We start from the raw sequence: 16758 nt of genomic DNA on the forward strand, positions 1-16758 counted from the left end.
TACGCCCGTGGCGGTCCGCATCGACGTTGAGGCGTTTCGTGATTCGATCCCTACGGCCGTGGGTGAGGCTGCGGCACGGCTGCTGACCGACGACAGCGTTGGTGAGGTGGAGCAGGCCGGCGGCGGTGTCCAGGCGGTGGTACGCGACCGCAGCGCCGCCTTCCAGCCGTGGGTGGGCATCGTTGACGGGGTGTTTATCGGCGATTGCGATTGCGGGATCATCGGGGATGACTTGTGCGCGCACGCGGTCGCGACAGCGTTGACCGCGTTCAACGCGGGCGTCGCCTTCTCCGGCGCCGCAACCCCACCCGGCGCCGTCCCCGCGGAGCCCGAACGCGCCGAGTACCTTGAGGCGGTGCAGCGGCTCGCGCCGCGCCAGTTGGCGGACCTTGTGGCGGGGCACGCGGTTCGGGACCGACTGTTCGCCACCCTGTTGCTGGGCGAGGCCGGCATGCTCGACGGCGCCGACGAGTCCGGTCTCGCCGACTTCCGCGCTGCTATCCGGGACGCGTCGAAGGCGACCACCGGTAGCCGGTGGCAGATCTCCGATGTGGAGACCGCTGGTCACCGTTTGGCCGCCGAAGTCGAGATCCTGTGCGCCCGCCCCGCGACCTCTACTGCGCTTGAACTGGTTGAGGAGGCCATCCTCGTCTGGGACGAACTATCCGGACATCTCCGCGACGCCTACCACATCACCCGCACCGAACCGGAGGAAATCACTGAGCCGCTCGTCTGCGCACACCGTGACCTGTGCGAACGCCTCAACCTCGACCCGGACGAGATCGCCGAGCGGCTGAACCGGCTCGTCGAACGCTGCCACTACGACACCCTGGACGTCGACATGTACACCGATCTCCTCGGCGAGTACGCGGGCACGGTCAGTCCATCCGCCCGCTGGTAGCCCCGCTACGCAGGTCCGGCGTGCGGTGCCGGTGCGGTCAGGGCGTTCGTTGCGCCACGAAGACGTACTCCCGTCCAGGCCGGTCCGGCGCCTCTCGCACGTCGAGGTGGTGAAACCGTTGGTCGCCAGGGTCTGCTCAACCTCTGCTTGACTGCGGAACCTGAGCGTGGAATCAGACCACACCTCCAAGCCGTCCGAGGCGAACGTGTGCGTGTAACGGAAGGAGACGTACGGTAGCGCCACCGTGTGGCTGCCCACAGCGCCGCGCCGTCAGGTTCGCAACGGCGGCGCTGCGCGCCTAGCCCGCCATAGCGCAAACGGTGACACGATCTGGTCGACGCCCCTACCCCTCGCGGCGGTTCCTTCCCGGGGGTGGTCGAAGCTGGCGAAACCACCGGATGGCAGGTCCGGCCCAAGAAAGCTGGACGCCTTCGACCCTGGAGGTGGATCACTGGCAGCCGCTGCTGGTAGCTGGTGACCGCATCCTGACCGGCATCGACGACGTGGGCAGCGGCATCGGGATTTGCGCCATCGTCGACACCCACGACCGGGCAGATCATCTCGACCACCGAACCGCGCCCGTACGGCTACAAGGCCATCGCCGGACCCGGCCGGTCTCTCATCGGCGCTCAGGGCTACGGCACGTTCTCCAGCACCTTCGGCCCGGCCTCTCGGGTCCGGGACCGCACCTCGTAACCACCCGCCGAGCAGGCCGGGCCACATGACCACACAATCCCCATCGAACGTCTACGCCCCGGCGACAGTGCTGCCCGGATATAGCGAGCAGCCACCACCCGACAGCCGCTCAGGCTGCTGGTCCTCGTCCGGCATGGATGACTCGCTCGGCCCCGCGATGAGAGCCTGCGGCTGTCCGACATCCGTCGGGCGCACGCCGCGGATGGCCGGCTCTACCCATTGTTGGCGCCGGCCCACGCGCCGATCCGCCAATGTGGAGCAAGGGCGGCGGGCACGCCGCTCGCGCTTATCACCCACTCGTCACCGACCGAACCGATGACCACCTCGCCGTTGTCGAACCGCAGCAGCAAGCCACTGATGTCCTCGGGCGAGCCGGCTGTGGTGATGACGGCCCCGTCGAACAGTCGCGCGCCGACCACCGTCGCCAGCGGGTTAGACGATCGCATCGGTCCCACGGATACCTGGCCCTGGGCGCTCATGTCGTACGGAGCGTACGGCTCGGCGACGGCGATGACGAGCCGGTCGCCGACGCCGTGCAGCATGACCGTAGGCCTGTACTCGAACCTCAACCAGATGTGGAGCAGGCCGTTGCCGTCGTGATCATCTGCTGGATGGCGGTGTCGGGCCTCGGTGACGTCCAGCACCGCCCGCCCTACCTGATCAGCCAGCCAGGCTTGGACGAGCTCGGGTTCGCTGAAGCCGGCGTTGCGATGCTCGTGCGCGATGTCCAGCGCCTGCCATACCGCACGCGCGGCTGCCGCGTACAGGTCACCCACGCCGGTGTCGACGTAGGTGGCGCGCACCTGCGTCACGCGGACGCGAACGGGTACGGCGTCCTTGGGCAGGCTCCGCAGGGCATGCCGGGCCCCCAGCTCGACCTCGCGGCGCCAGTGCCGATCAGCCGACACCGCCTCCGGCACGATCACCTGCGGCGTACCCGATTCGGCGATCTCGACGGACACGACCGCGAACCGGCAGGTACGCGGTGTCTGCCGCAGGATCTTGAAGATGGCGTGCACGTCGACACGGTACGCCGCGCGAGCGCCTCAGATGGACGCTTGCGATCGTCATCAGGGTGCCACGGGCCAGCCACAGGCGAGCGTTCTGATTTCCTGCTTGACGCTCGGTTGCGACATGGGTCAGACGATGCATTCGCCAGCAGGTGGCAACGGCGTACAGGCTGCGTGGTGACGCTAACCGCCTGCACCCCCGATCCGCAACGCGACGGCGCGTAGTGCTCGGAGTCGATGGTCATGACGGACACGTTGTCCGCGTCGCCGGGTGCGTCCGACCTCATGATTCGTCGCACGGTGTCCGCGAACAACGGTGTTCGATCGATGAGTCTTCCAGTCGGGTCAGGTCTCCACGGCGGTCAGTCTGCACGACGTCGGGCGGCATGTCCCCGGTGTCGTCAGCGCCCGGCCCTCGGCGGATGCAAGTTGAGGCCGTCTGGGTTGGCGTCGCGACCGTAGCTCCTTGCGCCGAACGCGAAACCGACCTCTTCGGGCCTCCGGTTGCGAGGGTGCCGACAGGGTCCGGGACGCCGTCCGTCGGATGATCGATTACGGCGAGGTGGTCAGCATGTCGGCGGTCATGGACGTCGCTGACGTCGATGTGTTGGCAGGGTGGGTTGATCGCAAGCAGGCCGCCGCGACGAAGGCTCGCAACCGTCGATCGCGGGCGCCGGCGGGCGGCATCCGGTTCGCGTTCTACGGCCGGATCTCCACCGAGGACTTCCAGGACCGAGAGTCGTCACGGCGGTGGCAGCAAGACTGCGCTACGGATCTGATCGCCGGGCACGGCAGCATCGTGGCCGAGTTCTTCGACGTTGGTTGCTCGCGGCGGTGGGCGTGGGCTGATCGGCCGTACGCTGGCGCGCTCCTGGCCGCGGTCGAAAATCCGGATCGCGGGTTCGACGCGATCGTGGTGGGGGAGTACGAGCGGGCGTTCTACGGCGACCAGCTGCTGCAGATGGCGCCGCTGCTGCGCCAGCATGGTGTGCAACTGTGGCTACCGGAACTCGGTGGACCCGTGGACGCCGAGAACCCGACGCACCAGGCTGTGATCACGCTGCTGGGGTACCAGTCGAAACGCGAGGTCCTGCGGGCCCGGTTCCGCACCACGGTGGCGATGCAGGCCCAAGCCCGGGAGCAGGGCCGCCACCTGGGCCGCCGGCCGCCGTACGGATACCGGCTCGTGGATGCAGGTCCGCATCCGAACCGGGCGCACGCCCGGTGGGGAAGAAGGCTGCACCGGCTGGAACCCGATCTGGCCACCGCACCGCATGTGAAGTGGATCTTCGTGCAGCGGCTCGCTGGCCGTAGTGTCGCCAGCATTGCCCGGATGCTGAACGAGAAGGGGGTGCCGTGTCCGTCGCGGGTCGATCGGGAGCGTAACCCGCACCGCAGCGGCGAGGCGTGGACGCTACGGACGGTCGCGGCGATCCTGGCCAACCCGCGCTACACCGGTCGGCAGGTGTGGAACCGGCAGCGCACCGACCGGGACCCAGCCGAGGCTGTCGATGATCAGCAGCGCTACACGGAAGTCCACCGGTGGAACCAGGCGCAGGACTGGGTGATCTCGAAGAAGGTCGTCCACCCGCCGCTGGTCGGCGAGGAGGACTTCGTCGCCGCTCAGGCGATCAACGCCGTCCCGACCCCGGAAGACGGTAGTAAACGCACGTATCTGCTCGTCGGTCTCATCCGATGCCAGCTGTGCGGGCGGCTGATGGACTCGCACTGGGTACACCGACGGCCCGGCTACCGATGCCGGCACGGGCACACCAGCGCCACGACATCCGACCGGGATCGTCTCAAGAACATCTACGTCCGCGAAGACATCGCCATCGCGAGCGTCGCCGCTCAGCTCGGCCACACCAGTCGCGATCCATGGGACATCGCCGCGTACCTGCGTGCCCACGGCATCACGATCATGTGCGGGGTCGGGACCGTGACGCTGGAGGTGAGCAAGGTGGCGCCGGTGCATGACCCGGTGGCGGTAGTCCCGCGTCAGCGACTCACAGCAATAACCCCACCGAAGCGGGTTCACCAGGCGTGATACCCGTCCGTGGGGGTTAACGTGTCCGAGAAGAGAGAGAGGGGATTCGAACGCGTGTTCCAAGCACATCCGCTGGGAAGCGGTGTGCATGCGTTGACCGTAGCCACTGTGGAGCGCACTTGAAACTCCCCAACAGAGGCATCAGTGCCCGGACTGTTCGACGCTGTTCCGCCGGGTGCACAGCCGGTATGAGCGGCGGCTGCTCGACGCGGCTATGGCCGGCCAGGAGATGGTTCACCTGCGGGTACGGCGGTTCTTCTGCACTTTGGCCAGCTGCGCACGCAAGATCTACGCCGAGCAGATCGAGGGGCTGCCCCTGCGGCACAGCCGGGACATCTGGCTGATCCGCCGGATGCTGGAGGCGGTGGGCCTGGCGTTAAGTGGCGGGCCGGGGTCCAGCTGACCGGCCGGGTCGGTTCCCAAGTGGGCCGGATGGTGTTGCTGCGCCTGATCCGTGCCCTGCCCGAGCCACCCGCACCGTTGCCCACCGTGCTGGGCGGCCTTCCCCGGTGGCCGGCCACCGGGGAAGGCCGCGAAGACCATGCCGCCGGCACCGTACCGGCCGGCTGTCCGCCGGGAGTTGCCCCCTGGTCCTGGACACTTGAGCCTTGGATCGTGATGGTCCGGGGAGATCAGGAGTCCCTGACAGATGGTGAACAAGCACTACCCCGCGGAGTTCACGGCCGACGCGGTCGCGTTGTACCGGTCTCGGCCGGGGGCGACGATCGCGCAGATCGCTGACGATCTCGGGGTCAATCGGGAGACGTTGCGTAGTTGGGTCCGCGCCGATGATCGACGCAGGGGCGCAACCGCCGGGTCGGCGGCCTCCGTGGCGGGCTCGCAGGTGTCCGGTTCGGTGGAGGACGAGAACGCGCAGTTGCGGCGGCGGATCCGGGAGTTGGAGGAGGAGCGGGACATTCTGCGGAAGGCGGCCCGGTATTTCGCCGGGGAGACGCGCTGGTGAACCGCTTCCAGTTCGTCGCCGACCATCAGCAGCGCTATGGCGTGAAGCGGTTGTGTCAGATCATCGGGTTGTCCCGGTCGAGCTACTACTACTGGCGGTCCACGGCGTCGGCCAGGGCGGCACGAGAGGCCAGGGATGTCGCTCTCGTGGGCCGGATTCGGGCGGTGCACGTCGAGCATGACGGCACTTACGGGGCGCCGAGGATCACTGCTGAGCTGCACGATGCCGGACTGCGGGTCAACCGGAAGCGGGTCGCGCGGGTGATGCGCCGCTTCGGTGTGCAGGGTCTACGACTGCGCCGGCGAACTCGTACGACGGTGCCGGACCCGGCCGCGGCGAAGGCCCCGGATCTGATCGGCCGGGACTTCACCGCCCCCGCGCCGAACCAGCGCTACGTCGGCGACATCACCTGCCGGTCGGTGACCGCGGCTTCCTCTACCTGGCCACCGTCCTCGACCTGCACTCCCGGCGCCTCGCCGGCTGGGCGATCGCCGACCACATGCGCACCGACCTGGTCATCGACGCCCTCCACGCCGCGCAGCGCACCCGAGGCAGCCTCCACGGGGCGATCATGCACACCGATCACGGAGCCCAATACACCTCTCGGGCCTTCGCCGAGGCCTGCACCACGGCGGGGGTCCGGCAGTCGATGAGCGCGGTCGGTAGCTCCGCCGACAACGCCGCCGCGGAGTCGTTCAACGCCACCTTCAAACGCGAGACCCTCCAGGGCCGCCGCGCCTTCACCGACGAACGCGAAGCACGGCTGACCGCGTTCCGCTGGATGCACCGCTACAACACCGTCCGCCGCCACTCCCGGCTCCGACAGCAATCCCCGATCACCTACGAGAAGAACACCCGGCCAGCACCGGCTACGCTGGCCCCCGCCGCATAAACCCCGTGTCCAGGATCAGGGGTCAAGCCCCCCCTCAGCTGTGGTCGCGGAGATAGCGGACCAGCCCGGCCACGTCTTCCGGAACCAGGCGGCCGATGGCGCCGCTGGAGTAGACGGCAGTGATCACGGTGCCGTCCGGAGCGAGGACGAACCCGGTCGACTGGAGGTAGCGCCGCTGGTCGGCGGGCGACGGCTCGTTGACGTAGGCCCCCGTCGCCTCGACCACCGCGTCGATGTCGGCGCTGTGCCCGACGGGGAACCCGAGGTGATGCTTCTCGACGAGCTTGCGGCTGGTCTCCTCGTCATCGACGGAGAGCGCGGCGACGCGGACATCGAGCGCCCCGAGGGTGTCGCTGGCCCTCTGGAAGGCCGCGAGTTGTGCGTTGCAGTACGGGCACCACGAGCCCCGGTAGATCAGCACCACCCCGAAGCCACCCGCGAGGTCGTCGGGCAGGGAGAGCGAGCCTCCCCCCACGGCGGGAACCTGAAGCTTGGGAAAGTGCTGGCGGTTATTGAGCCGACCCATAGCGGTTTCTCCTTATGCACCAACGCGCCGTAGGCGGCCCAGCCGAAATCCAGTGGACCGCTCGGTCCAACATATGTCTTCATAACTGGACTAGCAAGTCCAGTTACTGCTAGCATCGACGCTGTGACATCTGTGCAGCAGGCGGCGAAGTTGACGGCTCGCGGCGCGGCGACCAAGGCCCGCATCGTGACGGCCGCAGCCGACCTGATGCTCGAGCGCGGCGCCGCTGGCACGACGCTGGACGACGTCCTGGCGGCGAGCGGGACCAGCAAGTCGCAGCTGTACCACTATTTTGGCAACAAGGATGATCTGATCCGGGCGGTCGTGCGGCATCAGGCGCAGCGAATCCAGCAGGACCAGCGCCCCGAGCTGGACGCGCTGGGCTCCCTCGCCGGCCTGGCCCGCTGGCGGGACAAGATCGTCGCAGCTCAGGCCGCGCACGATCAGGTGGGCGGATGTCCGCTCGGCTCCCTGGCCAACGAACTTGCCGGTGGTGACCCGCAAACCCGCGGCGTACTGCAGGAGTGCTTCGCGGAATGGGAGGCTCCGCTACGGGCCGGACTCACCGCCATGCGTGACCGAGGAAGCCTGTCGCCGGAAGCCGATCCGGCCGCCCTCGCCGAAGCGATCATGGCCGCGCTCCAGGGCGGGTTGCTGCTGGCCAAGACGCACCGCAGCAGTCGTCCGCTCGCTCGGGCCCTGGACATGGCCATCGCCCATGTCCACAGCCTCGCCACCGCCTCTCAGCTTGGCGTTTAACCCGTCTGCTTTCGTCGTTCGGTGATGGACAGGGCGCGTTTCACGGTCTTCCCGACGTCGTAGCTGGGCGCGGGTTGCCGGTTCTTCGATCCTCGGGGGCGTCCGGGTCCGGCCTTGCCGGGTTTCGGCGCGCTGGCGGGGTGGGTGGTCTTCGGGTGGATGTGGCGAAACCCGCGGCGGACCCGGGCTGGGGTGAGCCGGTCCGGGTCGGCGGGTCGCTCCCAGGGCCGGCGGAGATCTTCGGCGAGACCGCGGGCGAGGCGTAGCTGGGTGTGGCAGGCGATGACCAGCCAGGTCCACCGGTCAGCCGTCTCGGGTGTGCGGATCTTGGGCCGGGTCCAGCCCAGCGTCTGTTTGAGCAGCCGGAAGGTGTGTTCGAGGTCGAATCTGCGCAGGTAGGACTGCCAACTGCGGTCCACGTCCGCGGCGGTGGCCGCGGTGATGGAGGTCCACAGCCAGACCGGTTTCGGGTGGCGATCGCCTGGCAGGTGGTCGACCTGCAGCCGGATCAGGGTGCCTTCGATGATCGGTAGGTCGCCCTGGTGGTCGAGCCAGCAGGTGCGGCGGGTCAGCCGTGGGTGGACCCGGTCCCAGGCGGTCGCGGTGGCGGTGCCGTAGCGGGCGGTCTGCGTGGTGGTGACGGTCTGCGGCGCCGGCCAGGTGTCAGGGTCGGCGAGGGCCAGTTCGGGGCCGTGTTTGGGTGGCCGGCCGGTCGTCCCGGGTAGCCGTGGGGGCGGTGGCAGTGCCATCACCCGGTCCGAGCGCAGCCGCCCGAGCAGGTCCACGGGCAGGTCGGCGAGGAGGAACGCCAGGCGGGGGACGTCGTAGCCGGCGTCGCACACGATCAGGATCCGCCGATCGCCCGGCGTGTGGTGGCCGGCCGACGACGCGGCGTTGCACGACGGCGCGTAGCTGCCCGGCGGTGACGGCGGCCGCGTCGTCGGCCGGTCCGAGCCGGACGGCGTCGAGGATCGCCGTCCACGAGGTCCGGCCGGCTTCGAGGGCCGCGACGAATGAGTACGGCCAGCCCGGGATCAGCTGCGACTGGCCCTTGCCGCGGCCGTAGACGTGGCAGAACAGCCGGTCCGGGCTGGTCTGGGCGTCGGAGCGCAGCCACGGACTGACGTCGACAGCGAGAACGATCCGCCCGTCGGCGGCCCGCGGCACCGGCAGGCCCGCCACGGCGCGGCGCAGCCGCGCCACGTCGACGCGTCCGCAGTTCAACCCGTCGTACATGCCGCCGTGACCGCGGCGGTGCTCGGGCGCCAGCACCAGATCAACCAGCGACCTGACCGGCCCGTCCGTGCACAGCAGCGCGTCAGTCACCTCGAACAGGACGTCAGCGCGGGCGGTCAGACAGCGGTAGAACTCGGTCCGGAACGTGGACAGCACCGCTAAAGCCTCGACGCGGGCAGCGTCATCCAGCACACTCATCCTCACGGCCTTGGTGTCGATCATTGATGTCTTCAGCAACATCCATGATCACGCCAAGGCCGCCCGCTGTCCACAGTGCACAGATCGATCCCGAGTCAAACCCGCAGCTAATCGGGCCGGCAGGTTAAACGCCAAGCTCAGGCATGACCGGTTAACGGCCGGACCCGGCGAACTCAAGTTCTGACTGGCCTGCCGGAGTCGGTCGGCGGCACCATCTTTCGGCGGGAGTTCATCCGGCAGCCGATGCGGGCCGCATCTGTGACGCCGAATTCCGCCCGGTTGGCGGCGCAGATGGTGGCGCCGATTCCAGAGCGCGGGGAGCCGGTGGTCGAGCTCTGACCGGGCACCGGGCCGTTCACCTCGGTCATCCAGCAACGCCTCGGTGGTCGCGGCCGGCATCTCGCGATCGAGCTGAACGAGCGGTTGGCGGCGAGGCTCGCCCGCCGCTTCCCGAAGGTCGAGGTGCTATGCGCGGACGCCGCCGCCCTCCCGACCTGCTCGACGAACACGGCGCCCGGCCGGCCGACGTCATCGTCAGCGGACCGCCCTGGGTCGCCTTCCGGGGCAGCGGCCCGACGATCATTGCCAGCGATGACAGCCCGTCCGGCATGGGCGGCGAGTTGCTGGGCGCGTGTCTGGCGTTGCTGGTCGGAGTGGTCGGCGTGATGCTGCTCGACCGACGGTCGGCCCGCCGTCTCATCGCGGTCGTGCTGGCCGCCGGCCGCCCACGGCATCGCGCCTGGATTCGGGTGCGGGCGCCGACGCTGGCGCAACTCTGCCTTCTGCGCACGTAGGAGAAGTCTGCCCACCGCCCCTGATCGCCGCTCGGCGCAATGCACGGTGCCGCCGGTGACGGCCGCGCGGTTACGGCGCGCGCCGCCCGGCGGCGACGAGGCGACCAGACCGGTGAACGCGAAGGCGGTCAGCACGACGAATCCGGTGTGGAAGCCGGCGGATCCCGTCGCCAAGGCTCCAGGCGAGCCCGGCGGTGGTTCCCAGCCTGCGCGCCACGTTGCTCACTTCCCCGGCGGTGCCGGCCTGCCGGTCCGGGGCCGCCGAGAGCAGCAGCGTCCTCGTGGGCGCGCCGCGCCCACCCCGATCATCAGCATCCGCCACGACAGGTAGACAACCCCGGCCTCCAGGTGAATGGGGGCCTCCGGGCGTCCGAATGATCGGCGGCCCAGATCGTCCTCAGTGACGACGCATTTCGCCGGGCGCCGGGTCAGGAGGGAGTCGCCCGGGCCGTGACTGCCCGCCGGGTACTCCTGCAACGGCACCGCTCCCGCCCGCCATGCCTCGAGCACCGGCTCCACGATGCGCCAGGAGTCCTCGACGGTGTCGCCCCGCACCGACAGCGCCGGGTCGCCCTCGAAGGCCCCGCGCAGCACCTCACCGTACGGCGGCAGCTCCCCCGGCCCGAAGTCGGCCGCCAGGTTCACCTGATCGAGCTCCAGCGGGTTGCCCGGACCGTTGATGTTGACGTCAAGGCCCAGCCGGTCCGGCCCGAAGCCGATCCGCAGCCGGCCCGGCTGCTCGTAGCCGGTCAGCCCGGTGGGTACCCGGGGCGGATGTTTGAAGGTGACGACGGCTTGCTCGCGCTTGCCGGGCAGGGCCTTGCCGGACCGCAGCCGGAACGGCACGCCCGCCCAGCGCCAGGTGTCCACCGCCAGCACCACCTCGGCGAGCGTCTCGGTCCCCCGGTTCGGGTCGATGCCCGGCTCGTCGGCGTACGCGGGCAGCCGCCGCCCGGCCGCCTCCCCCGGCCGTGTACCGGGCCCGCCTGCTCCATCGCACCGGGTCGCCGTTCCATACCCGCGTGGCCCGCAGCACCTGCGCCTTGCGGCCGCGCACGTCCCGGGCATCCAGTGTGGGCGGGGCGTCCATCGCGATCAACGCGAGGACCTGCAGCAGGTGGCTCTGCACCATGTCGACGAGCGCGCCCGCGCCGTCGTAATAGCCGGCGCGGGCCCTCAAGGCCCAGGGTCTCGTCGAAGACGACGTCCACACAGGCCACGTGCGCCGAGTTGAGCACCGTCTCGAAGATCCGGTTAGCGAAGCGCAGCCCGAGGATGTTCACGACCGTGGACTTGCCGAGGAAGTGGTCGATGCGGTGCACCTGGTCCTCGGGCACGAGCCGGGCCAGGATGCCGTTGAGGGACCGCGCCGAGACGGCGTCCGTGCCGAACGGCTTCTCCAACATCAGCCGGGTGGCGGGCGGCAGGCCGATGCGGGCGAGCGCGGCGGCGGCCCGGGCGGTGATCATCGGTGGCAGCGCGAAGAAGATCACCAGCCGGCCACGACAGTCGGTCAGCAGCCGCCGCAGGTCCTCCTCGCGGGTGACGTCGGCCGAGACGTACCGACTGGTCCGGACGACCTCGGTCGCCCGGGGACCGTCGGCGCCGACCATCGCGAAGGCGTTGGCCACGCGGCGGCGCCACCGCTCGTCGTCCCAGTCCTCAGTGCCGCTGCCGCTGCCGCTGCCGCTGTCGATCAGCGTGAGACCGGGCTGGGCGCCGGTGGCCACCAGTCGGCCGAGCCCGGGCAGCAGCAGGCGCGCGGCCAGGTCACCGGTGCCGCCCAGCAGCAGCAACGTCTGGGAGACGCGGTCCCCGGCGGCTGGAAGGTCGGCCACGGGACCGGGGGCGCTCGGAGGCGATGTCGTCATGCAACCACCATGCCCTGCCGGTCGGGCAGGTTGGCGCCCCTTTAGGGGGACGCGCCCCGGTCGTTGCGCATCGAAGCCGGCTCCGGTCGGGCTGGGATCAGCGTCCAGGAGTGTCGGCGGCCGGCTCGCACGCCGAACTTCATGGTCGCAGGCATCACCAGCACCGCCGAGAGTGGCAGGCCCTGCGCAGGCATGTCGATGAGATCCGCGGGGTCCATCTGCGTGACCTGCTCGCCGCCGACCCGCGCCGGGGCGAGCGGCTGGCCCTCCAAATGGCCGACTGCTACGTGGACTACAGCAGGAACCTGGTCACCGATACCACGTTGGAACTGCTCACCGCGCTGGCCGAGCGGGTCGGGCTGACCGACCGGATCGCCGCGATGTTCTCCGGCGCGCACCTCAACGCCGCCGGGCACCGGGCCGTGCTGCACACCGCGCTGCGGCTGCCCCGCACCGCCGCGCTGACCGCGGTCCGGCTCCGGGTGCTGCACCTCGGCGGCAGCCTCCGCGGCGACGTGCGCACCGAGCTGGCGACGCTGCTCGCCGGGCGGACCGCGCTGTCGCCTGCGGACGTGGACGACCTGAACCTGCGCCTCGCCGCCGAGGACCGCACCGACGTGTCGTGGCTGCGCGCCGCCGTGCCCGTCCTGGAGACGAAGGCCGGGTACTGGCGTGGCTACTCGCGGACCCGGTCGACCCGGCCGCCGTCGAGGCGCACCTGGCCGCGCTGGTCGACACCGCCACCGACGTGCTCCGGTTCCTGGTCGCCCGTTCGGGCGGCGAGTCGCTGATCGCCGGCCCCGCATCACCCCGGTGTCCCGGCCGCTACGCCGGGTGCTCCTGGCCGCCCTCAACCGGATCGGCGCGGTACATCTGGTGGAGGACATGCGCCGGCGCCGCCGGGCGTGGATCGTCGCTGGCGAGCGGCTGCACCCGGGCGAGTACGCCCACTGGTGGCCCGCCGTCGCGCTGGCGTTCGCCGTGCTGCGCGACACCAAGCTCAACGTGCACCCCTCCGCCCCAGGGCGTCGGCGCATCACCACCTACTGCGGCGTGCCCAGCAATTCCGTTTTGACGCCTCGGCGGATCAGCAACGAGGTTGGCGGCCAAGCGGCGAAGAAGCCGATGATCAGCCCGACCTGGATAATGAGCCAAAACACCGGACTACCAGGCCGCAGGGCCTCGTGGAAAACAAGAAAATGCATTAGCGCCAGCCAACCTAATAGGGCGAGCTCGAAGACGGACACGGTCAGCAGGTCGCTCCTGAAAAATTTCCGCATTGCGGCCCACGCTCTTCGACCACCCGTGTGAGCCTCAGCAGAGTAGCGAAATGCAACGCCTAGGGCCACTGCGCCTACATAGTCGCCGACGACTTCGGGCCACAGTGTGCTGCCGAATATTTCGAGGCCAACGCCGTAGGTGATAGGCGTAGCAATGATGACACCCAGAGTGCAGTGCGTCGCACAATGACAAGTTTGGATTATCGTAGGAGCATGTCGCGAGCTCCTGGGCGGCTTGCCGTGCCGGTCCAGCCACCGGGGAGACTGGGGTCTACCCCACTTTCTGTAGGCCAGGACGGCTGCTGGGCCAAGATAGAGGGCGGTTGCCGGCCAGACTATCTCCATGACCTTGACCGGCTGACGATATCCAAAAATAAATTGGTCAACAACGACAACGGCGGTGCTGGCCAACCCCACAAAGAGCACAGCCCACGAAAACATCACGAGCCACGTCGGTTGCACGATCATCTCCGTTCGCTCCAGGGCACTCGATGCAATGTCGGTGGCGGCGGATGTGACGAACTCCGCCACCAGGTGAGGAAGGCGACTCAAGTCGAGATGCCGTCTCAAACATGAGAGCACATCGGGCGGTGAGGCATCCGGCATCGCCCACCTGCACAACATCGCGCCTTGCGGGCTGAACAATGAACCCGATGCCGAGCAATGCTTCACCGGGTTACGCACCCCTTTACCGTGAGGCGGCTCCACGGCGCGGCCTGCTACGCCAGCAGAAAGTTGCCACGATCATGACCACGAGTGTGACGGCAGCACCCACGCCCAGCCCGGCCAGCAATGAGAATGACCAAGACCTCTTCTCTTCGGGTGAGACCAAGCGGCCTACGGTCGCGTCGGGAGGAAGCGCGAAGCCCCAGTCGAGCAGGGCTAGGGCCTCCCCGGAGTTCCCCAGCGGCGCGGTCTCGGCACCGAGCAGGCTCACCACGAGCCGCCGCCCGTCGCGTTCCACCACGCCGACGTACTTTTGCCGGGCCAGTTGCCTGAAGCCCGTCTTCCCGCCCAGCATGCCGGAAACGCGGTCCAGCAGAGTGTGGTCGTTGACGATCTGGAAGCCCGGCTTTCCCGGCTGTGCCGGAACGTACGCCACGCGGGTTGCGATGTATCTCCGAAAGTCCTCGCGGGCGAAGCAGGCCCGGGCGATCAGCGCCAGGTCGCACGCGCTGGTGTACTGACCGGGGCGGTCCATACCCGAGGGCGTCACCGCGTGGGTCTGGTTCGCCCGCAGCCGCCGTGTCTCCTGGTTCATCGCGTCGACTCCGCCCTGCCTGCCGTTCTTGCCGCCGCCGACGCGGGGCCAACACGTTGGCCGCGTCGTTTCCCGACCTCAGGAGGAGTCCCAGCCACAAGGTCTCGATCGAGTATCGGCCGCCCTCGACCACCCCCATCAACGAGCTTTCCGGATCGAGATCGGCCAGATCCTCCCGTTTCACCTCGACGACCTGGGCCGAATCGCGGCGGGGCATCAGGGCTAACGATCTTTGGTCGCTGGGTTCTTCGATGTCTGGTCTGTGCTGCCCGTTGTGCTGCCGATGCGCCGTCCTGACCGGCTATTGGATCACGCGGCTGCGGGTTCGGGTGGCGCGGTGTTCGGGGCGCTGGGCGTGGGCTGCTTCAGAGTGCTCGGGCGAGGGAGCGTCCGACGGTGCGGCCGGTGAAGATGCACCCGCCGAGGAAGGTGCCCTCGAGGGCGTTGTAGCCGTGAGCGCCACCGCCGCCGAACCCGGCCGCCTCACCGGCGGCGTACAGGCCTGTGATCGGCTGGCCGTGTGCGTCCAGGGCGCGTCCGTCGAGATCGATCTGGATGCCGCCCAGGGTTTTGCGGGTGATGATGTGCAGCTTGACGCCGATGAGCGGGCCGTGCTTCTGGTCGAGGATTTTGTGGGGCTTGGCGGTTCGGGTGAGCCGGTCGCCGAGGAAGCGGCGGCTGTTGTGGATGCCGTTGACTTGGATGTCTTTGCTGTAGCGGTTGGTGATCTCGGCGTCACGCTGCTGGATCTGCGCCTGAACCCTGCAGTAGTCCAGCAGCGGTTCGTCAGTCAACTTGTTCATCCCGGCGATGAGGTCGGCGAGATTGTCGGCGACGACGAAGTCAGCCCCGTGCTTCTTGAACGCCTCGACGGGCGGCGGTGCTCCCTTCCCAAGACGACTTTTGATCATCAACCGCCGGTCGCGGTTGGTGATGTCGGGGTTCTGCTCTGAGCCGGACAGCGCGAACTCCTTGGCGATCATCGTCTGGGTGACGATGAACCAGGAGTGGTCGTACTGGGCGATGTCCGGGGTGGTACGCAGCAGCTTGAGGGTGCCAAGGGTGTCGTAGCCGGGCAGTCCCGGAGTGGGCAGGCGACGGCCACGGGCGTCGAACCACATCGACGACGGCCCGGGCAGGATGCGGATACCGTGCTTGGGCCAGATCGGGTCCCAGTTACGAATGCCCTCGGTGTAGTGCCACATCCGGTCCTTGTTGACCAGTCGCACCCCGGCCGCCTCCGCGATGTCGAGCATCCGCCCGTCGACATGGGCCGGCACGCCGGTGATCATTTCCTGGGGCGGGCTGCCAAGCCGGGCCGGCCAGTTTCGGCGGACCTGGGCGTGGTTTGCGCCGATGCCGCCGGTCGCCAGCACGACTGCCTCAGCGGTGAGTTCGAACTCAGCGACCTCGTCCCTGTTCGAACTGACCCCGCGGGGTGAGGAATCCGGGGCCAAGACTGCACCTCGGATCCCGACCACCGCACCCCGCTCGAAGATCAGGGCGTCGACGCGGTGCCGATGGTAGAACCGAACCCGTCCGGCTTTGCTTGCCTCTCGTGCCTTGTCGGCGAACGGCTCGGAGATCCCAGTCCCGGTGCCCCAGGGGACGTGGAACCGTGGCACGGAGTTCCCGTGGCCGGCGGCAGTGCCGTCGCCGCGCTCGGCCCATCCGACCATCGGGGTGAACCTCACGCCTTGCGACTCCAGCCACGGCCGCTTGTCGCCGGCCGCGAACTCGACGTACGCCCGACCCCAGCGGGCCGCCCACTCGTCCGGTGGGTGTTCGCCATCGAGGCGGTCCCAGCCGGCGCTGCCCTGCCAGTCCTGCCACGCCAGGTCGAAGGAGTCCCGCACTCCCAGACGACGCTGCTGTGGGGTGTTGACCATGAAGAGGCCCCCGAAGGACCAGAATGCCTGACCACCCAGGTTGGCCTCGTTCTCCTGATCCACGATCGCGACCCGCTTGCCCGCGATGACCAGTTCGTTCGCTGCGACCAGGCCCGCTAGCCCGCCGCCGACAACGATGACATCCGCGTCCATGTCCACCACCTCCAGAGGCCGAAGCACCACGGTTTCCGGACCAGTTCACTCTTCACAACTCCGATAAGCTAACCGACCGCGGTGCCGAGCTCCCCGTCCGGATGCAGCAGCCGCTGGTACGCCACCGGGGCGATGACCAGCGGCATCGACGCCGCCTGGCCGAGCAGGGTGGTGCCCGCCGACCGGGTCGACGGGCCTGTCCGAGTGGTCGGCAGCGATATCTACGACCTGAACCGAGACGGCGACGGCATCGCCTGCGACACGGTTGGCGGCGCCCTTCC

The 16758-nt window shown here is 69.0% G+C and carries 12 protein-coding genes and 4 pseudogenes; 7 read left to right on the plus strand and 9 right to left on the minus strand.

Annotation, left to right across the window (positions count from 1 at the left end):
- Positions 1-7 precede the first annotated feature (7 nt).
- On the plus strand, positions 8-901 hold the full coding sequence (locus OG799_RS16455; RefSeq protein WP_406045907.1) for a hypothetical protein: 894 nt from the start codon (positions 8-10) through the stop codon (positions 899-901).
- A 908-nt stretch (positions 902-1809) separates the two neighbouring features.
- Here OG799_RS16455 and OG799_RS16460 read toward each other — a convergent pair.
- Entirely contained in the window at positions 1810-2616 is an 807-nt protein-coding gene (locus tag OG799_RS16460) for a hypothetical protein (protein WP_406045908.1), read from the minus strand.
- Between the two features lie 535 nt (positions 2617-3151).
- Here OG799_RS16460 and OG799_RS16465 point away from each other — a divergent pair.
- The 3 genes and pseudogenes from OG799_RS16465 (at position 3152) to OG799_RS16475 (ending at position 6510) form a co-directional block, all read left to right on the plus strand.
- Entirely contained in the window at positions 3152-4654 is a 1503-nt protein-coding gene (locus OG799_RS16465; protein ID WP_406045909.1) for a recombinase family protein, read from the plus strand.
- 106 nt (positions 4655-4760) lie between these two features.
- A complete protein-coding gene (locus OG799_RS16470; protein ID WP_406046304.1) occupies positions 4761-5057 on the plus strand; it encodes a transposase family protein in 297 nt (98 codons plus the stop codon).
- 246 nt (positions 5058-5303) lie between these two features.
- Positions 5304-6510: pseudogene (locus OG799_RS16475) on the plus strand (IS3 family transposase).
- A 34-nt stretch (positions 6511-6544) separates the two neighbouring features.
- Here the strand turns inward: OG799_RS16475 and OG799_RS16480 are convergent.
- Complete coding sequence (locus OG799_RS16480; protein WP_406045910.1) at positions 6545-7036, minus strand: redoxin domain-containing protein; 492 nt, start codon at positions 7034-7036, stop codon at positions 6545-6547.
- A 123-nt stretch (positions 7037-7159) separates the two neighbouring features.
- On the opposite strand from OG799_RS16480, the gene OG799_RS16485 reads away from it, so the two are divergent.
- Complete coding sequence (locus OG799_RS16485; protein ID WP_406045911.1) at positions 7160-7795, plus strand: TetR/AcrR family transcriptional regulator; 636 nt, start codon at positions 7160-7162, stop codon at positions 7793-7795.
- Here the strand turns inward: OG799_RS16485 and OG799_RS16490 are convergent.
- A pseudogene (locus tag OG799_RS16490) lies at positions 7792-9229 on the minus strand (NF041680 family putative transposase). The gene OG799_RS16485 and the pseudogene OG799_RS16490 sit on opposite strands and share 4 nt — an antisense overlap.
- A 173-nt stretch (positions 9230-9402) precedes the next feature.
- Positions 9403-9597, minus strand: coding sequence for a hypothetical protein (locus OG799_RS16495; RefSeq protein ID WP_406045912.1), 195 nt, complete (start codon positions 9595-9597; stop codon positions 9403-9405).
- Positions 9598-9696: 99 nt separating this feature from the next.
- Between OG799_RS16495 and OG799_RS16500 the strand changes: the two genes are divergently transcribed.
- A complete protein-coding gene (locus OG799_RS16500) occupies positions 9697-10023 on the plus strand; it encodes a hypothetical protein (protein WP_406045913.1) in 327 nt (108 codons plus the stop codon).
- 411 nt (positions 10024-10434) lie between these two features.
- Here OG799_RS16500 and OG799_RS16505 read toward each other — a convergent pair.
- A pseudogene (locus tag OG799_RS16505) lies at positions 10435-11894 on the minus strand (glucose-6-phosphate dehydrogenase); the annotation flags it as partial.
- Positions 11895-12004: 110 nt separating this feature from the next.
- Between OG799_RS16505 and OG799_RS16510 the strand changes: the two are divergent.
- Entirely contained in the window at positions 12005-12685 is a 681-nt protein-coding gene (locus OG799_RS16510; RefSeq protein WP_406045914.1) for a hypothetical protein, read from the plus strand.
- A gap of 252 nt (positions 12686-12937) precedes the next feature.
- On the opposite strand, the gene OG799_RS16515 is transcribed toward OG799_RS16510, so the two are convergent.
- The 4 genes and pseudogenes from OG799_RS16515 to OG799_RS16530 all read right to left on the minus strand — a co-directional run bounded on the left by OG799_RS16515 (position 12938) and on the right by OG799_RS16530 (position 16623).
- Entirely contained in the window at positions 12938-13705 is a 768-nt protein-coding gene (locus OG799_RS16515) for a DUF4396 domain-containing protein (RefSeq protein ID WP_406045915.1), read from the minus strand.
- Between the two features lie 157 nt (positions 13706-13862).
- Positions 13863-14703: pseudogene (locus tag OG799_RS16520) on the minus strand (D-alanyl-D-alanine carboxypeptidase family protein); the annotation flags it as partial.
- Between the two features lie 97 nt (positions 14704-14800).
- Positions 14801-16477: an FAD-binding dehydrogenase gene (locus tag OG799_RS16525; RefSeq protein WP_406045916.1), complete on the minus strand. Its 1677-nt coding sequence runs from the start codon at positions 16475-16477 to the stop codon at positions 14801-14803.
- 68 nt (positions 16478-16545) lie between these two features.
- Positions 16546-16623: a hypothetical protein gene (locus OG799_RS16530; protein ID WP_406046305.1), complete on the minus strand. Its 78-nt coding sequence runs from the start codon at positions 16621-16623 to the stop codon at positions 16546-16548.
- Positions 16624-16758: the final 135 nt, after the last annotated feature.

The organism is Micromonospora sp. NBC_00898, assembly GCF_045207895.1.
Lineage (GTDB): Bacteria > Actinomycetota > Actinomycetes > Mycobacteriales > Micromonosporaceae > Micromonospora.